Here is a 16,581-nt window from a genome sequence, read left to right as displayed (position 1 = left end):
TTCTGGTAAGTTCAGTTTAAAATAAAAGTGGGTTCCCTTTCGGGTATATAATCAAATGGAACAGTTGGCTCTTTTTTTCGCTTTGCTTTTCCTCACAGTACTGGGTTTCATCCTGGGAAAAGGGCGGGCAGTAGCGTTATCTGGTCATTCAGATCAGCCTCTGCATTCTAGACTACCCTACTATGGTCTCTACACCGCCCTGTGGTGTGGCCTTCCCAGCCTTCTTATTATGGCTGGCTGGATGATCTTTGAGCCGCAAATAGCAGAAATGCTCGTTGCCTCACAGTTAAGAGACAGCGATGCCTCGATAACACCGGATCAACTAACACTTTACATTAATGATGTTGTAAACTTGGCCTCTGGCGGCATTATGAGCCGTGACCCAGATGCAGCGTTACTATCCGCCGCTGATAACTATGCGCTTTTTAGGCAAGTCAGCTATTTTGCTATGGCCGTAGTCGCCATTTCCCTTTCTTTACTCGCTTTATACACAAGCCTCAAAAAAATTAACCCAGCACTCAGGGCAAGGAATCAGGTTGAGAAAGTAATCTCAATCATCATGATGATCTCATCCTTGATAGCAATCCTGACGACAGTTGGCATTGTCTTCTCTTTGATCTTCGAAACACTTCGTTTTTTCGATAAAGTCCCTTTCTTCGACTTTCTCTTTGGCACGCACTGGAGCCCACAAACAGCTCTGCGCAGTGATCAGGTTGGTGGGTCAGGCTCGTTCGGGGCTATCCCGCTTTTTGCCGGAACCATGCTGATTACCTTCATCTGTATGGTTGTTGCTATTCCCGTCGGACTTTTATCAGCCATCTATATGTCTGAATATGCCGGTAAAAAATTCCGCGCTTTTGCGAAACCAGTTCTTGAGGTTTTAGCTGGTATTCCAACGGTCGTTTATGGCTTTTTCGCTGCTTTGACCGTCGCACCTTTTTTTCGTGATAGCGGTACTCTTATTGGATTAAGTGTTTCTTCTGAATCTGCTTTGGCCGCTGGTATGGTTATGGGTATTATGATCATTCCCTTTATCTCATCGCTTTCAGATGATGTGATGAACTCTGTTCCACAGTCGCTCAGAGATGCATCCTATGCTATGGGGGCGACAAGATCAGAAACCATTACCAAAGTAATCATTCCAGCAGCCCTTCCCGGAATTGTCGGTGCTGTTCTGCTGGCTATGAGCCGCGCCATCGGCGAAACCATGATTGTTGTGATGGCTGCGGGGCTTGCAGCAAATTTGACGGCCAATCCGCTGGAAGCTGTCACAACCGTTACTGTACAAATTGTAACCCTCCTCGTTGGTGATCAGGAATTTGATTCTGCAAAGACGCTCGCGGCCTTTGCTCTTGGATTACTACTCTTTGCCGTCACCCTTGTTCTGAATGTTGTGGCCTTAAAAGTGGTCCGTAAATATCGTGAAAAATATGACTGATAACACGCCACACCTCAAAGTAGATCCTGCCCTACTCAAACGGCGTAATGCAGCTGAAAAACGTTTTCGTTTTTATGGACTGGCCGCCGTAATGACAGCAGTTCTTGTGCTTTGTCTTCTCCTGACATCGATCGTTTCCAAAGGTTACACTGCATTTCAACAAACTTATATTCTTGTTGATATTCGACTTGATGCAGAAACGATTGACCCCAAAGGCACAAAACGGGTCGAAGACCTTGCCGCCGCCAGTTATAGAGGATTGTTACGCAATGCCCTGAGAGAACAGTTTCCCGGTGTTGAGGGTCGTAAAGACAAACGGGCTCTGTACGGGATTGTCGCATCGGGAGCTGAGTTCGATGTCCGCGATGCCGTATTGAATAATCCGAAACTGGTAGGCACAACGGCAACAATCGCCGTTAAGTCATCTGATGACGTGGATAGCTTCTATAAAGGTTACATCCCAAGGGATGTTCCAGAAAGTAACCGCAAGATCAAAGACCGCGAACTCGTCTGGCTTGATACGCTATCTGCAGACGATCGTATTGTAAAACAGTTCAATGTTGATTTCTTCACTCATGGTGATTCAAGAGAACCGGAAGAAGCCGGTATTTTGGGGGCTGTGATCGGCTCATTGTATACCCTGGCTATTACACTGGCTCTTTGTTTTCCTATCGGTGTTTTGACTGCTATCTATCTTGAAGAATTTGCCCCGACCAACAAATGGACTGACTTGATTGAAGTGAATATCAACAATCTTGCCGCGGTCCCTTCCATTGTCTTTGGTCTTTTAGGTCTCGCAATCTTCTTGAATTTTATGGGATTACCAAGATCAGCACCAATTGTTGGCGGTATGGTTCTCGCCCTGATGACACTACCAACAATTATTATTGCATCCCGTGCCGCACTTAAGGCTGTACCACCGTCCATCCGTGAAGCCGCTTTGGGCATCGGTGCCTCAAGAATGCAAACTGTTTTCCACCATGTGCTTCCCCTCGCAATGCCAGGGATCTTGACCGGAACCATTCTGGGCATGGCACAGGCACTTGGTGAAACTGCCCCACTTTTGATGATCGGTATGGTTGCTTTTATCGCAGATATCCCAGGATCAATGAGCGATGCGGCCACCGTCCTTCCTGTACAGATTTATCTTTGGGCTGATAGCCCGGAACGAGGATTTGTCGAAAAAACATCAGCAGCAATTATGATACTGTTGGCCTTTCTCGTCGTCATGAACGCAATCGCAGTTATTCTGCGGAAACGCTTTGAGCGTCGTTGGTAAGCAAGGAATAATAGGAATGTCCTACGCTATGGATATGCAAAATTATACGACTCAATCTGAAACCGCTACCTCCGAGCCAAAAATCATGGCACGCGATGTAAATGTTTTCTATGGTCCCAGTCAGGCACTAAAATCCATTCAACTGGATATTGGTGCCAACGAGGTCACATCCCTGATCGGTCCCTCCGGTTGTGGTAAATCGACCTTCTTGCGCTGCCTCAATCGCATGAATGACGTGATCGAAAATTGCTCTGTCGAAGGGCGCATAAGTCTGGACGGCGTTGATATTTACAACTCCGGCCTTGATCCTGTGCTTCTTCGCGCACGTGTCGGGATGGTTTTCCAGAAACCGAACCCCTTCCCCAAGTCCATCTATGACAACATCGCCTACGGACCGCGTTTACACGGAACCGTCAGCAACAAGGATGAGCTGGATGAACGTGTAGAAAAAAGCCTGCGTCGTGCCGGTTTATGGGATGAAGTCAAAGACCGTTTGGACAAGCCGGGAACAGGTCTGTCCGGTGGGCAGCAACAACGTCTTTGTATTGCCCGTGCTATTGCCATTAATCCAGAGGTAATCCTGATGGATGAACCCTGTTCAGCTCTGGACCCTATTGCTACAGCTAAAATTGAAGAACTTATTGATGAACTTAGAGAACGATTTACAATTGTTATTGTAACACACTCTATGCAACAGGCCGCCCGTGTGTCTCAACGTACAGCTTTCTTCCATCTGGGGGAATTGGTCGAAGTTGGAGAAACAGATCGTCTCTTCACCAGCCCACAAGATGATCGCACCCAAGGTTACATTACGGGAAGATTCGGGTAAGGAAGATGGATATGCCAGAAACCACAGACCACATCGTCAGCTCGTTTGACAAAGAACTTCGCACCATACATGAAATTATCATCCGTATGGGCGGTATGGCAGAAAACCAGCTTTCCGAGGCGGTAGATGCCCTTGTTCAACGCGATAGCGCAAAGGCCGAACTTGTACGCAACGAAGACGCCAAAATTGATGCCCTAGAAGAAGAACTGGAATCTGCTGTTATTCAGTTGATTGCCTTGCGTCAGCCCGTCGCAAACGATCTTCGGGCTGTCATCGCGGCCTTTAAAATTTCATCAGACCTTGAGCGCATCGGCGACTACGCAAAAAACATTGCCAAGCGCAGTATTGCCATCAACCAGATGCCGCCACAGAAATCTGTTACCAGTATCATGCGCATGTCCCGACTGGTTCAGGAAATCGTCAAGGATACGCTTGATGCCTTTTCAACCAGTGACAAGGACAGAGCCATCGATGTGTGGCACCGGGATGAAGAAGTTGACGAAATGTACACATCTTTGTTTCGGGAACTTCTGACCTACATGATGGAAGACCCGCGAAATATCGGCGCCTGCACACACATGCTCTTTATCGCCAAAAATATTGAACGCATGGGCGACCATGCAACAAATATTGCTGAAACCATCTACTATTTGGCAACTGGTGAACGTTTGGAAGGCAAACGTCCCAAAGGGGATCGTACTGCTTTTCAAATCCTAACCCCTGATGATGGGGAAGGCGAAGTAGAAATTTAATGTAATGGAAAAAAAGGATCTTTCCATGAAGCCCTTGGCATTAGTCATTGAAGACGAAATCGCACTAACAACGTTGTTACGCTATAACCTTGAGAAAGAAGGATTTCGTGTCAATGAAGCACATGATGGGGAAGAAGCCCTCTTGCGTGCAAAAGAAGAAGCTCCGGATCTAATTCTGCTGGATTGGATGCTCCCGCTTCTATCAGGTATCGAAGTTTGCCGTCAGCTACGTCGGTTGCCGGAAACCAAAGATGTGCCAATCATTATGCTGACAGCGCGCGGTGAAGAAACAGACAAAATCAGAGGCCTTGATTCTGGCGCCGATGATTACATGACAAAGCCGTTTTCACCTGCTGAGCTGGTTGCCCGTATTCGCGCTATTATGCGTAGAAGCAAACCAGAAACCGTAACCGAAGCGCTTGTTTTTGAAGATATCAACATGGATTTGGCGGCTTATAAGGTTTATCGCGGTGATCGCGAAGTTCACCTGGGCCCGACGGAATTCAAGTTACTGCGTCACCTGATGCAAAACCCTGGACGTGTCTTTAGCCGTGAACAGTTACTGGATTCAGTCTGGGGTCACGATGTGTACGTTGAACCACGTACAGTCGATGTTCACATCAGACGCCTGCGCAAAGTACTGAACGAAGGCACTGAACAGGATCTGATTCGTACTGTCCGTTCCGCTGGCTATGCGTTGGATCGCGCCAAAGCAGCGTAACCGTAAAAGTCCATAGTTATAAAAATAGCCAATAATCTGTCTGGGTATAAACAAGGCACAGATTATTGGCTATTTATGATTCCAGGCACCCAGAAAGCTTGCTTACAAAAGCTTTTCTATTTCATCCCAAGCCTGCTCTGACGTAACCTCGGAAATGTCATCGCTGGGGGAGATCACAGGTTTAATCCAGTCAGAATAAGAAAAGTAATAGCTTTTGATAAAAATTCCCACCGCAGGCATACTCGACATTGCCGCCAGGTTAAGACCAAAGCTGTCATTACCGACATAAAAATCACAGGATTGCAGTAAAGCATGACTGTGGTGCAGCAATACTTTTCGGGTTGTCAGATCAATAAATCGTTCCGGACTAGATGTATTATCCAAAATGCCCTGGGCAATCGGGGCAACATCACCAGCGCCGAATAACAAGATTTGTCCAGGATAATTTTCCAAAAGACGCTCTGCTATTTCGGAATACCCTTTGACACCCCACTGCTTGTAAGCAGCGCTGGCATTAATGCCCACGGCAATCATTTTTTGTTTATCTGAAATTCCAATACCTTCGAACGCTGCCTTCACAACGTGTTCAGGCTGACGGAACCCGACATCACTATAATCATAGGAAATCCCCACATCATCCATCACCAGTGCTGCGTGATGCATAAAGGCCGGTAAAGGGACTTGTTTTGGCGTTAAGGTACCTTTGTTCAGGAAAAAGCGATTCCAGGAGCCTTTAAAATAATAACCGAAACGATTCTTGACGCCCGCCATCATCATGGCAAAGGAAATACCCGTTGATTTGTGAAAAACAAAGGCTGTATCAATCTTTGCCGCTTTCGTTAAACGGCGCAGTCTTCCCAAATCAGCCTTACCAGAAACATCTTGATTTCTGGCGATTGGTAAAACTTGACTAACCATATCTATTTCTGAAAAAAGTTCACTTATTTCCCGCCCTTTTTTGCAGGCAAGTACTACGGATTTTCCTTCGGATTTTTGTTGGATAGAACGAATAAAAGGCATATGGAACAGGGTATCGCCAAGACCACCGCCTGTTACTACAAGTGTTTTACCCAATTCAGACATCACCAGTTAAGCCTTATCAATCGTTCTACACACAAAACCCAATGCTTGCGGCCAGTTATATGTCGTTATAATCAAACTGATTTTTGTCGCAGAATGCATTATAGATCTCTATATATTAAGCCTAAGGAATTGGATAAAAATTTACAGCCTTTGTAATAGAGATAATCGCTTTTGCCAAATCCCTTATTTTTTACATCAAAGGATTTTATTTAAAGAGGTTTTCTATATCATAAGATCGATATTACAGGAGAATACATTGTGACCCCATCCCCGCTAAACATTGCTCTTTGGGCTGTAAATCTGGAAACACCCCTCAAGTCGCTTGCAGACTGGATAGATATTACCAGTCATCGGATGCAGCAAGCCAAAGAACAAGGCGCGGATTTGTTACTTATGCCTGAATACGTTTCAGAACAATGGATGTCCTTTGCACCCGCAGGCATTGCCCCCGATGAAGAGATCCCCTGGATGGCAACACAGGCAGCAGAAGCAATTGAGCATTTAAAAGTTCTAGCAACCAATCATGATATGGGGCTTCTCGCCGGAACTTTTCCGGTGGCAATTGATACCAAGGGCGAGATTTCTGATTCACCCGTCAATGATAACAGCGGCTATTACAACAGGGCGCATCTATTTCTGCCCGATGGGCGATATATTACACAGGATAAATTGTGCCTGACGCCCAATGAACAAGACACTCAAGCCTGGTGCTTAACACCAGGAAGCAGCGTTAAAGTTTTTAACTGGCGAGGGCTACGAATTGCCATCCTGATTTGTCTTGATATAGAGATGCCTGCTTTATCCTCACTCATTGCTGGTCACGATGTGGATTTAATCCTTGTACCATCCATGACATCAAAGCTTGCTGGCTATAACCGCGTTTTTGGTTGCGCAAAAGCCAGATCCATTGAACTTCAAGCGGCTGTGGCTGCAGTCGGTCCAATTGGCGCCACACATTTTTTCGGCAAAAAACGCCAGAATCAAACCTCTGCCGCGGCCGTTTACATTCCTTGCGAAGAAAGCCTGGGGCATATCGGGGTTGCCACAGAGATTTCACCAACGGACACCACAGTCGGGCAGGGACCCTTGATTGTTGCCAAAGACATTCCGTTGGATGAAATTCGCCGATTGCGAAAGGGCTCTGCAGAGGTATGGCCCGGCGCTTGGGACGCAGATCATGTGATCATCGAGGAAGAGTAGAGATTAGGACTGTCTTGGATCAATGATGATTTCAATCTGTTATAGCTTGAATCTATGATTCCAAATCATCACTACATCCGTAGGCATAACTTGATATGTATCCAACACATACCCCACAGAACTGATAAGACGCAGATTAGATATTTTCTAAAGTAAATAAATTTGTTAGAAGCGCGCCAACATAGAAACCTGAACAGACAGATGGCGGCTTTTGCCAAGAGGTAAAGATCGCCCTTAATTCGGCCATAGGGTATTTCCTATAGCCTTAAAGAGATCCGATCGGATACCAGATGAAAGCCTACAATTTTTGTGACCCGAAAAATATCAAAGCTGATGTTCTTTCGGGATTAACCGTTGCCCTTGCTCTTGTACCAGAAGCAGTCGCCTTTGCCTTTGTGGCACAGGTCGATCCACTGGTTGGGCTCTATGCTGCCTTTATCGTTGGCTTGATTACCTCGTTAATAGGCGGACGTCCCGGGATGATTTCCGGAGCAACAGGTGCATTGGCAGTTGTTATGGTCGCTCTTGTTGTCTCTCACGGGGTTCAATATCTTTTCGCTGCCGTTGTCCTTATGGGTATCCTGCAAATTTTGGCAGGTATTTTTAAGCTTGGAAAATTTATCCGTCTAGTTCCCCACCCGGTGATGCTTGGCTTTGTCAACGGCCTGGCCATTGTTATCTTCCTTGCCCAGTTATCCCAGTTCAAAGTTAGCCCAACAGATCCCAATAGCGAATGGCTGAGCGGGGCAACCCTCTATATCATGCTTGGCCTGGTCGCCCTGACAATGGCGATCAGCTATCTCTTGCCAAAGGTCACAACACTAATCCCAGCGCCTTTGGCTGCTATTGCTGTTGTCACCGCAGTAGTTATTGGTTTCGGACTAGATATTCCAACGGTTGGTAACATGGCCTCTATTGCAGGTGGCCTGCCAGAGTTTCATATCCCGAACGTTCCATTTACACTTGAAACCCTCTATATCATTTTCCCATATTCACTCATCCTTGCAGCTATTGGCTTGATTGAATCACTACTTACGTTGACCTTGATTGATGAAATCACCGAAACCAAAGGTGGCACATCGCAAGAATGTATGGGGCAGGGTGTTGCAAACCTTGTAACTGGTTTCTTCGGTGGTATGGGTGGCTGTGCCATGATCGGTCAGTCCATGATCAATATAAAGTCTGGTGGTAAGGCCCGTCTTTCAGGCGTGGCTGCGGCTATCTTTCTTCTGATCTTTATACTCTTTGCCTCTGATCTTATTGAGCTTATTCCCCTTGCCGCGTTGGTTGGGGTAATGTTCATGGTCGTCATCGGCACATTCGAATGGTCAAGTTTCCGTATTCTGCACCGCATTCCCAAAACGGATGCCTTTGTCCTGATTTTGGTTTCCGGTGTCACCGTTTATAGTGATCTGGCTGTTGCTGTTGTCGTCGGTGTTCTTGTTTCTTCCCTGGTTTTTGCCTGGAATTCTGCCAAACACATCTATGCGCGTGTCGGCACAACAGAAGACGGAAAGACAACGGTCTATGAGATTTCAGGTCCATTGTTCTTTGGCTCTATCAGCTCTTTCCGGGATCTATTTAACCCCGCTAATGATGCAGATGATGTGGTTGTTGATTTTCGTAACGCCCGTGTTTGGGATCATTCAGGCCTAGAAGCAATCGACGGTTTGGCAGAACGCTATACCCGCAGAGGAAAAACACTGCACCTTCGTCATCTGAGCCCTGATTGCCGTCACCTTCTCGAAAAGTCTGTTAGCATGGTTGAAGAAGACAAAGAAGGTGATCCACATTACGGTGTTTTTGTTGATTACAACAAAATGTACCACGAAGATGATGAGATCGCTGATAAAGCTCAGAAGGCATAAACGCCAATTATCATAATCTGTTTTAAAAAGAGGGCTTCGGTCCTCTTTTTTTTCGACAATAAAATAGCAGTCTCTGTTCCTCTCCTGATATATTTGAAGTCCTCGAGTTCTTGTCATATTCCCAAGGGCTTTATCACAATTCCCCCATTTGGCATGATTGACAAAACATGACAAACAAGTGATTTTAATACTCAATTCTATTTTTGTTCTCTTCCCTATACTCTGAAATACAGAGCCATTGATAAGATACCCCGGAAACTTGATCTGGAAACTTGATCATATGTCTGACCCAACGTCACAAAAGACCAAGCACATAGGCAGATGCCTTTGCAGAAATATTCGCTTTGAAGTAAACTCGGAACTCAACGATATTTCAGCATGCCATTGTCAACAATGCCGCCAATGGTCCGGTCATGTCTGGGCTTCAACAGATTGCCCAACTGATCAACTGACTTTCACGTCTTCTCCCTCAAGCCTAACCTGGTATAAGTCTTCCGATCATGCAAAGCGCGGATTTTGTAAGACCTGTGGATCTTCTCTATTCTGGAAGCTGAATAAAGAAGGTGAGGAGGGGGATTACTATGCGATTTCAGCCGGATCTCTGGATGATACATCCCGGCTAAAAATGAAACGCCATATCTTTTGCCGCCACAAAGGTGATTATTACACCTTGGAAGATAATATTCCCCAAGAGGAAGCCTAATAAGCTAGGAAACCTAATAAGCTTAGAAACCTGAAAGCTAAAGAACCGAGCCAAACGAAAAGCCTGATTTATCTCAATACTAGATTATGCCAGTACAGGTCACATAGATGTTCAGAAAAGTTCAGAATTCAGACAAAGAAACAGTTATTGCAATGGCAAAGAGCTATTACCTCGAAGACGGAAATAGCTATGGAGAAACCAGAATAGAAAAGGCAATTGCCTCTATTTTAGCGGGCGAGCCCTTGGCAAAACTCTGGATCATTGAACAAGAACGCACTGTTATTGGCTATCTTTGTGTATCACTTGGATTTTCTCTCGAAACCGGAGGACGTGATTTCTTTATTGATGAGCTTTTTGTTAAAAAGACATACAGAAATCAAGGCATTGGTACAAAAGCGCTTGAATTTGCCTGTGCGGAATCAAAAAAATTGGGCGCAGAACGCATTGTGTTAGAAGTTGAGCAAAGTAATCCCGGGGCAAAAGCTCTCTATAAACGGTTTGGGTTCGAGTCACATCCGCGTTATTTAATGTCTAAGTTTCTATAAATAACAAAGGCTACACTCCGCTATTATGAGCAATAAACCTTATATAAAGACCAGTATTAAAGGCTCAGATATGCAAACATCCACCATTGACCTTACAAGTAGCAAAATACTTGTAAGCGCCTGTTTAATGGGTAAGCCCGTACGATATGATGGGCAGTGCGCATCCCAAGGAACAGAAAAACTTCTCCACTTACAGGAACAAGGGTGTCTTGTTTTACTTTGTCCCGAAGTAGCCGGCGGCCTGCCAACACCCAGAGCTCCGGCCGAACGTATCTCTGAGCGAATAAAAAGCCAGACAGGCGATGATTTTACCGATGCTTTTATCCGCGGTGCAGAAAAAGCACTTGTCATGTGTCAAGACCACAACATCAAAATCGCGATCCTCAAAGAGAACAGTCCCTCCTGTGGTAGTGACTTTATCTATGATGGTTCCTTTACCGGAACAAAAATCAGTGGTTCAGGGATCGTCACAGATCTATTGCGTGCAAACGGTGTTTCCGTTTTCAGCGAACATACTATTGACCTTGCCCTAAAACTGGCGAACCAATGAGCCAGTAAAGTAACTTACATTCAAAATATAAATTTCTTCTTTTACGTGTACCAAAGAATGCTACAATAAGTTCTCTATTTGTTCTGCTCAGGTAAAAGAAGATGACTGTTCAAGTCAATACTGTCTCTTTTCAAGGGATAGAAGTTCGTGACATTGAGGTGCAAGTCCAGTTATCGAGTGGATTGCCAGCCTTTAACATTGTCGGATTACCAGACAAAGCCGTTGCCGAGAGCCGTGAAAGAGTGCGCGCAGCCCTGACTGCAATCGGGTTAGCGCTACCACCCAAAAGAATCACGGTAAATCTGGCCCCCGCTGATTTACAGAAAGAAGGCAGTCATTACGACCTGCCCATAGCGCTTGGCATACTTGCGGCCATGGAAATAGTACCAGCAAGCGAATTAACAACCTATATTGTTCTAGGTGAACTGGCACTGGATGGTACCATCCGCGCCGTGAATGGCATTTTACCAGCGGCTTTACAGGCACTGGCAAGTGATAAGGGCATTATTTGCCCCGAGAGCCAAGGGGCAGAAGCTGCATGGGTGAAAGGGCTAGAAATTATTGCTCCGTCCAGCCTTTTAACACTGGCGAACCATATTAATGGCCGCCAAATACTCTCACCTCCCAAAACAGCTTTACCTCAGCCAGCGAATGATCGTCACCATCTTCCAGATCTTAGGGACGTTAAAGGGCAAGAAACTGCGAAACGTGTGCTCGAAATTGCTGCTGCTGGCGGGCATCATTTACTTTTTAATGGTCCACCTGGATCAGGAAAGTCGATGCTAGCCTCACGACTACCTTCAATTTTACCGGAACTTCTGCCCGAAGAAATTCTCGAAGTCAGCATGATTCATTCACTGGCAGGTTTATTGAAGAATGGCGCGTTAGAAAGCTTACGTCCTTATAGAGATCCCCATCATTCTGCCTCTGCACCGGCCATTGCTGGCGGCGGCCCCAAAGCAAAACCAGGTGAGATATCTCTGGCTCACAGGGGCGTTTTATTTCTTGATGAATTGCCAGAATTTAATCGCAACGTGCTAGAAACTTTGCGACAACCATTGGAAACTGGCAAAATCTCTATTGCCCGGGCAGAGGCCCATATTACCTATCCCGCACGTGTCCAGATGGTTGCTGCAATGAATCCCTGTCGTTGCGGAGAGGTAGATCCGGTTACCCAGGTTTGCGCCAGAGGACCAAGATGTAGCACGCAATACCAAGCCCGTATCTCTGCACCACTATATGACCGTATTGATCTCTATCTTGACGTCCCCCCCGTCAGAGCATCCGATTTATCACTACCGCCCCCGAAAGAGGGCAGCCATGAAGTTGCCCTTCGGGTACAGGCCGCGCGCGATATTCAGACACAAAGATATGCAGCTTATCCAAAACAAAATCGGCCCCACTGCAATGCAGAAGCTGAGGGTGAAATTCTGGACGAAATTGCTTTTCTCGGTCACAAGGAAAAGGAACTAATGCAAAACGCATCAGAAAAGTTCAAGCTCTCAGCCCGAGCTTATCATCGCGTTCTCAAAGTTTCACGAACCATCGCAGACCTGGATAATCAGGATATGATTGAGACAAAGCACATCGCCGAAGCCTTGCGTTATAGAAAGCCGAAAAAATAGGGCCATTTAGAAAACATCAGATCGATAAAAATTGATTGGTGAACCGCGATCAGAAACTATCTTTGCTTGGCCTGTAATATATGCCCTTTTATTGTTGTTTCCCCCAAGGCTTTTCGTGCTTCAAGCCTATGGACTCCCCGCAACAACACATAACGGCCTTTTCCCTGCCGAACGCTTATAGGGTTCTGTTCTGTCTCTTCCATAATCTTGTCAGCAGTGAGTTTTAACTTTTCAGGATCAAGCTCTTTACGGCGGCCAGCTGGTACATAAATCTCGTCTATGTTTAGGGTATGAACCTTCAGCACTTTCTTTCTCCCAAGCCTGTCGATCCCCAGTAGTTTAATAAGCATTTTCTTTATTGGAAATAACTTTCCCGACGATTTTGAGATTTTCAAAAAGACGAAAGAGCCTTACAAAATTTCTGGGACTCCGTATAAAACCGCCTGCTTGAACAGCTTATCCTTCATAAAAAAAACAACTTTAAGTTTAAAACAAGAAACAAAAGCGAGTTTCCAAACTGTGCCAAAAACAGATAACTATTTGATTTTAAATATAAATAAAATTTCACTAAAATTTTACTAAAATCAAACTCAACTTATGCATATAATTAACGACTACGTGTGCGGTTGTCCCATTTCGAATTAACAGGACTCGCAATGTTAGCAATTAATGAAATCAAGTCACTGACGCCAGAAAAAGTAAGTACAAATGGTTCGTGCGAAAGTCTCGTAAACAACTGCCCATACGGCATGTACCGAGCTGACAGTGATGGTTATTTTTCTGCTGTTAATCCTTCGTATGCCCAGCTATTTGGTCTGAATACTGTCGAAGAGTTTTATCAATATATCCAGTCACCTGATTGTCAGCTTTATACTGACCCTGATCTACGCAAAAATCTATACAATCAACTCAAACAACAAAATCAGTTAAGCCAGATTGTCTATCAGATATATAGGATAGACGGGACAACCCGATGGGTGAAAGAACACTGCATCGCCTTGAGGGATACTCATGGGTCAATAATCGCTTTCGAGGGCTATGTAGAGCCAATGGGTAATCAGGGCGATACAATTGAAACCAGTTCACTTCCCGAAGCCAGATTCAGAGCCATTTTTGACCAAATTGAAAATATCGCTGTTCAGGGCTATGACCATAACAGGCAAGTTATATATTGGAATAATGCCAGTACCAAACTTTATGGGTACACAGAAAACGAAGCTTTAGGGGAAAAGCTGGAAGATCTAATTATTCCAGATGAGATGCGAAATCATGTTATTACCGTGCACCAGGACTGGCTCGCAAAAAATATTCCAATTCCTTCGGGGGAGATGAGTCTCAGAAACAAAAATGGTGACCAAATACCCGTTTATTCCAGTCATGTGATGCTTTTAAATTCTCATCAAGAACATGAAATGTATTGCATTGATGTTGAATTGACCGAAATAAAAAAAGTAGAGCGTGCCTTGCGCATTGCCAAAGAACATGCAGAAAGCGCAAATATGGCAAAGACAGCTTTCCTATCAGCCATGACCCACGAATTGCGTACACCCCTTAACGCCATCATTGGTTTCTCAGAAGTTATGGAACAAAAAATCTTCGGCGATCTTGGCCACCCTCGATATCGTGAATATGTCAGTGATATTCATAATAGCGGTAGCCATCTTTTAGGAATTATCAACGATATCCTGGATCTTTCGATGATCGAATCAGGAGAGCTAAACCTAAAGAAAACAGATGTTTGCTTAAGAACCGCCATTGCACACACCCTTCAAATTACACAGCGAAAAGCCATTAATACGGGCATTTCTCTACAAACAAATGTGCCCAAAGACATTCCCCGTATTCATATCGATGAAAGAAGCTTGAAACAGATTTTACTCAACCTTCTATCTAACGCTCTTAAATTTACGGATAATCAAGGTCGCGTCACCATTACTGCTACCTATTCACTCAAAGATGGTTTTCACATCCGTATTGAAGACACAGGCATTGGCATGAATGAAGCAGAAATCCGTATAGCATTACGACCCTTTACACAGGTTGATAACAGTATTGAGCGCAAATACGAAGGAACAGGCTTGGGACTTCCACTTTCAAGATCTTTGACGGTTATTAATGGTGGTAATTTAAAGCTGACCAGCGTTAAGGGCAAAGGGACAACTGTTGTATTACATTTCCCCGCCGACATGACTGTATGAATTTAAGGCTTATAAATTAATAGCAATTGAACAGATACAAAAACGGAGGCACTTTGGCCTCCGTTGAAATATGATGTAACAGCCACAGAAGTATCTGTTAGTTAAAGCATGCCCCCAAGTCAGCACCGCCAAGTAAATGCACATGATAGTGAGGGACTTCCTGATGCGCATGAGCGGCATGGTTTGAAATAACCCGGTAGCCGGATTCAACTATGCCCTTTTCCTTTGCAATCTCACCAATAGCACGATTCAAGGCAACAATTTCATCAGCTGATGCTTTTTCATAAAAATCAGCAGAAGAAACATATGCTCCTTTTGGAATGATCAAAATATGAACCGGGGCTTTGCGAGCGATATCATTGAAAGCCAGAACATGCTCATTTTCAAAAACCTTCTCACAAGGAATTTCGCCTCTGAGAATTTTTGCAAAGATGTTATTTTGATCATAGGCCATTGTTATTATTCCTTTAAAATATGATTACCTTATAAAACAGCAGCCTGTAAGATCCGTCAAGATTACCCATAGATCCAGCCACATAATAATAAGATCAGTATTTTATACGGGACGCCTTCTCGGCAATGCCGGAAATGCCTTTTCGACCTTCCAGTGCTTCCCAGACATCACATGGTTTTAGACCGCGGGCTTCCCAAAGCACCAAAAGATGATACAGCAAATCAGCTGATTCAGCCGCAAGTTCTTCTTTTGATCCGCCGACAGCCTCAATGACCGTTTCAACCGCTTCCTCGCCAACCTTCTGGGCAATCTTGTTTATGCCCTTTGAAAACAGCCGCGCCGTATGGGATTCTTCCGGATTGTCCCCTTTACGGCTAACAATAACGTGGTGAAGTTCATCCAGAATATCAGCCGAGAGTTTTTTCTTCGCCATTTACTTGATCCAATAATGCGTCTAGACGGTTCTGACCTAGACAGTTCTAACGGGAACACCTGCCTGTGCCATATGTTCTTTGGCTTCTGCAATGCTGTAGGTGCCGAAATGAAAAATAGATGCCGCAAGAACAGCCGTGGCATGGCCTTCTTTGATTCCATCGACCAGATGGTCAAGGTCACCCACGCCCCCGGATGCAATAACAGGGATACGCACGGCATCGGCGATTGCTCTGGTCAGGGGCAAATTATATCCCTGTTTCGTGCCATCTCGGTCCATAGAGGTGAGAAGCAGCTCGCCAGCACCATAGCGCTCCATTTTTTGTGCCCATTCAACGGCATCCAAACCGGTTTCCTTGCGGCCGCCATGGGTGAAAATTTCATACTTTCCCGGTGCAACCTGCTTCGCATCAATCGCGACAACAATGCATTGAGAGCCAAATTTTTCACTGGCTTCTTTAACAAATTCAGGGTTTGTCACAGCCGTCGTGTTAATGGAAACCTTGTCTGCGCCTGCAAGCAACAGACTTCTGATGTCTTCGAGTGTTCGAATACCACCGCCAACGGTCAGGGGCATAAAACATTCTTCAGCCGTCTGGGAAACGACATCCAGCATGATATCCCGCTTTTCGTGGCTTGCCGTTATATCCAGAAAACAGAGCTCATCGGCACCTGCTTTGTCATAAAGCCTTGCCTGTTCAACCGGATCGCCAGCATCACGCAATCCAACAAAGTTCACACCCTTTACGACGCGTCCGTCTTTCACATCAAGACAGGGAATAATTCTTGCCTTAAGCATTTAATTCTCCGGAACTTACAAGGTTTCCACCCCGTGATATCATCCATAATATCAAACGACCTGTTGCCTATTACAAATGACAGTTTGATTATCTCTTAAACCATA

17 protein-coding genes are annotated in these 16,581 nt (G+C 45.1%); 12 read left to right on the top strand and 5 right to left on the bottom strand.

Features of this window, described 5'->3' with window-relative positions:
• Nucleotides 1-55: 55 nt before the first annotated feature.
• Genes pstC through phoB form a run of 5 tightly spaced genes read left to right on the top strand, consistent with a single transcriptional unit; the run spans nucleotide 56 to nucleotide 5,019 of the window.
• Nucleotides 56-1,438, top strand: a complete 1,383-nt coding sequence (pstC, locus tag WH95_RS08750) for a phosphate ABC transporter permease subunit PstC (protein WP_046505731.1) — start codon at nucleotides 56-58, stop codon at nucleotides 1,436-1,438.
• Nucleotides 1,431-2,717: a phosphate ABC transporter permease PstA gene (pstA, locus tag WH95_RS08745; RefSeq protein WP_046506146.1), complete on the top strand. Its 1,287-nt coding sequence runs from the start codon at nucleotides 1,431-1,433 to the stop codon at nucleotides 2,715-2,717. Before pstC ends, pstA begins: the two co-directional genes overlap by 8 nt.
• A gap of 28 nt (nucleotides 2,718-2,745) precedes the next feature.
• On the top strand, nucleotides 2,746-3,546 hold the full coding sequence (gene pstB / locus WH95_RS08740) for a phosphate ABC transporter ATP-binding protein PstB (protein WP_046505728.1): 801 nt from the start codon (nucleotides 2,746-2,748) through the stop codon (nucleotides 3,544-3,546).
• A gap of 11 nt (nucleotides 3,547-3,557) precedes the next feature.
• On the top strand, nucleotides 3,558-4,298 hold the full coding sequence (gene phoU / locus WH95_RS08735; RefSeq protein WP_046505725.1) for a phosphate signaling complex protein PhoU: 741 nt from the start codon (nucleotides 3,558-3,560) through the stop codon (nucleotides 4,296-4,298).
• Between the two features lie 4 nt (nucleotides 4,299-4,302).
• Nucleotides 4,303-5,019 (top strand): phosphate regulon transcriptional regulator PhoB, encoded by a 717-nt coding sequence (phoB, locus tag WH95_RS08730; protein WP_082114061.1) that lies wholly within the window; start codon nucleotides 4,303-4,305, stop codon nucleotides 5,017-5,019.
• Nucleotides 5,020-5,121: 102 nt separating this feature from the next.
• Here phoB and WH95_RS08725 read toward each other — a convergent pair whose 3' ends face one another.
• Nucleotides 5,122-6,102 (bottom strand): glycosyltransferase family 9 protein, encoded by a 981-nt coding sequence (locus tag WH95_RS08725; RefSeq protein WP_046505722.1) that lies wholly within the window; start codon nucleotides 6,100-6,102, stop codon nucleotides 5,122-5,124.
• Between the two features lie 258 nt (nucleotides 6,103-6,360).
• Between WH95_RS08725 and WH95_RS08720 the strand changes: the two genes are divergently transcribed.
• From WH95_RS08720 to WH95_RS08695, 6 genes are all read left to right on the top strand, one after another.
• Complete coding sequence (locus WH95_RS08720; RefSeq protein WP_046505720.1) at nucleotides 6,361-7,302, top strand: nitrilase-related carbon-nitrogen hydrolase; 942 nt, start codon at nucleotides 6,361-6,363, stop codon at nucleotides 7,300-7,302.
• Between the two features lie 290 nt (nucleotides 7,303-7,592).
• Nucleotides 7,593-9,170 (top strand): SulP family inorganic anion transporter, encoded by a 1,578-nt coding sequence (locus WH95_RS08715; protein ID WP_046505718.1) that lies wholly within the window; start codon nucleotides 7,593-7,595, stop codon nucleotides 9,168-9,170.
• A gap of 280 nt (nucleotides 9,171-9,450) precedes the next feature.
• Nucleotides 9,451-9,873 (top strand): GFA family protein, encoded by a 423-nt coding sequence (locus WH95_RS08710; protein ID WP_046505715.1) that lies wholly within the window; start codon nucleotides 9,451-9,453, stop codon nucleotides 9,871-9,873.
• 107 nt (nucleotides 9,874-9,980) lie between these two features.
• Nucleotides 9,981-10,418: a GNAT family N-acetyltransferase gene (locus WH95_RS08705; RefSeq protein WP_052741887.1), complete on the top strand. Its 438-nt coding sequence runs from the start codon at nucleotides 9,981-9,983 to the stop codon at nucleotides 10,416-10,418.
• A gap of 25 nt (nucleotides 10,419-10,443) precedes the next feature.
• Complete coding sequence (locus WH95_RS08700; protein WP_407060149.1) at nucleotides 10,444-10,968, top strand: DUF523 domain-containing protein; 525 nt, start codon at nucleotides 10,444-10,446, stop codon at nucleotides 10,966-10,968.
• A gap of 101 nt (nucleotides 10,969-11,069) precedes the next feature.
• Nucleotides 11,070-12,593 carry a YifB family Mg chelatase-like AAA ATPase gene (locus WH95_RS08695; RefSeq protein ID WP_046505713.1) on the top strand — a complete coding sequence of 508 codons (1,524 nt, stop codon included), beginning with the start codon at nucleotides 11,070-11,072 and terminating at the stop codon, nucleotides 12,591-12,593.
• Between the two features lie 56 nt (nucleotides 12,594-12,649).
• Here the strand turns inward: WH95_RS08695 and WH95_RS08690 are convergent, their stop codons facing one another.
• Complete coding sequence (locus WH95_RS08690) at nucleotides 12,650-12,988, bottom strand: ParB N-terminal domain-containing protein (protein ID WP_204247748.1); 339 nt, start codon at nucleotides 12,986-12,988, stop codon at nucleotides 12,650-12,652.
• 261 nt (nucleotides 12,989-13,249) lie between these two features.
• Here WH95_RS08690 and WH95_RS20530 point away from each other — a divergent pair, with 261 nt between their 5' ends.
• The gene (locus tag WH95_RS20530) at nucleotides 13,250-14,791 is read left to right on the top strand and encodes a PAS domain-containing sensor histidine kinase (protein ID WP_052741886.1); all 1,542 of its coding nucleotides are present in this window, start codon (nucleotides 13,250-13,252) and stop codon (nucleotides 14,789-14,791) included.
• Between the two features lie 97 nt (nucleotides 14,792-14,888).
• Here WH95_RS20530 and WH95_RS08680 read toward each other — a convergent pair whose 3' ends face one another.
• The 3 genes from WH95_RS08680 to hisF all read right to left on the bottom strand — a co-directional run bounded on the left by WH95_RS08680 (nucleotide 14,889) and on the right by hisF (nucleotide 16,476).
• Nucleotides 14,889-15,245, bottom strand: coding sequence for a histidine triad nucleotide-binding protein (locus tag WH95_RS08680; RefSeq protein WP_046505711.1), 357 nt, complete (start codon nucleotides 15,243-15,245; stop codon nucleotides 14,889-14,891).
• A gap of 94 nt (nucleotides 15,246-15,339) precedes the next feature.
• Complete coding sequence (locus tag WH95_RS08675; RefSeq protein ID WP_046505709.1) at nucleotides 15,340-15,678, bottom strand: phosphoribosyl-ATP diphosphatase; 339 nt, start codon at nucleotides 15,676-15,678, stop codon at nucleotides 15,340-15,342.
• Between the two features lie 36 nt (nucleotides 15,679-15,714).
• Complete coding sequence (gene hisF, locus WH95_RS08670; protein ID WP_046505706.1) at nucleotides 15,715-16,476, bottom strand: imidazole glycerol phosphate synthase subunit HisF; 762 nt, start codon at nucleotides 16,474-16,476, stop codon at nucleotides 15,715-15,717.
• Nucleotides 16,477-16,581: the final 105 nt, after the last annotated feature.

Origin of the sequence: Kiloniella litopenaei (assembly GCF_000982415.1) — a bacterium.
GTDB lineage: Bacteria > Pseudomonadota > Alphaproteobacteria > Kiloniellales > Kiloniellaceae > Kiloniella > Kiloniella litopenaei.
Note: the sequence above shows the minus strand (reverse complement) of the source record. Positions and strands in the feature narration are given on the sequence as shown.

What these genes read in the sequence shown, in the direction of transcription:
- pstC (WP_046505731.1), top strand. Translation starts at nt 56, where the DNA reads ATGGAACAGTTGGCTCTTTTTTTCGCTTTGCTTTTCCTCACAGTACTG.
- pstA (WP_046506146.1), top strand. Translation starts at nt 1,431, where the DNA reads ATGACTGATAACACGCCACACCTCAAAGTAGATCCTGCCCTACTCAAA.
- pstB (WP_046505728.1), top strand. Translation starts at nt 2,746, where the DNA reads ATGGATATGCAAAATTATACGACTCAATCTGAAACCGCTACCTCCGAG.
- phoU (WP_046505725.1), top strand. Translation starts at nt 3,558, where the DNA reads ATGCCAGAAACCACAGACCACATCGTCAGCTCGTTTGACAAAGAACTT.
- phoB (WP_082114061.1), top strand. Translation starts at nt 4,303, where the DNA reads ATGGAAAAAAAGGATCTTTCCATGAAGCCCTTGGCATTAGTCATTGAA.
- WH95_RS08725 (WP_046505722.1), bottom strand. Translation starts at nt 6,102, where the DNA reads ATGTCTGAATTGGGTAAAACACTTGTAGTAACAGGCGGTGGTCTTGGC.
- WH95_RS08715 (WP_046505718.1), top strand. Translation starts at nt 7,593, where the DNA reads ATGAAAGCCTACAATTTTTGTGACCCGAAAAATATCAAAGCTGATGTT.
- WH95_RS08710 (WP_046505715.1), top strand. Translation starts at nt 9,451, where the DNA reads ATGTCTGACCCAACGTCACAAAAGACCAAGCACATAGGCAGATGCCTT.
- WH95_RS08705 (WP_052741887.1), top strand. Translation starts at nt 9,981, where the DNA reads ATGTTCAGAAAAGTTCAGAATTCAGACAAAGAAACAGTTATTGCAATG.
- WH95_RS08700 (WP_407060149.1), top strand. Translation starts at nt 10,444, where the DNA reads ATGAGCAATAAACCTTATATAAAGACCAGTATTAAAGGCTCAGATATG.
- WH95_RS08695 (WP_046505713.1), top strand. Translation starts at nt 11,070, where the DNA reads ATGACTGTTCAAGTCAATACTGTCTCTTTTCAAGGGATAGAAGTTCGT.
- WH95_RS20530 (WP_052741886.1), top strand. Translation starts at nt 13,250, where the DNA reads ATGTTAGCAATTAATGAAATCAAGTCACTGACGCCAGAAAAAGTAAGT.
- WH95_RS08680 (WP_046505711.1), bottom strand. Translation starts at nt 15,245, where the DNA reads ATGGCCTATGATCAAAATAACATCTTTGCAAAAATTCTCAGAGGCGAA.
- WH95_RS08675 (WP_046505709.1), bottom strand. Translation starts at nt 15,678, where the DNA reads ATGGCGAAGAAAAAACTCTCGGCTGATATTCTGGATGAACTTCACCAC.
- hisF (WP_046505706.1), bottom strand. Translation starts at nt 16,476, where the DNA reads ATGCTTAAGGCAAGAATTATTCCCTGTCTTGATGTGAAAGACGGACGC.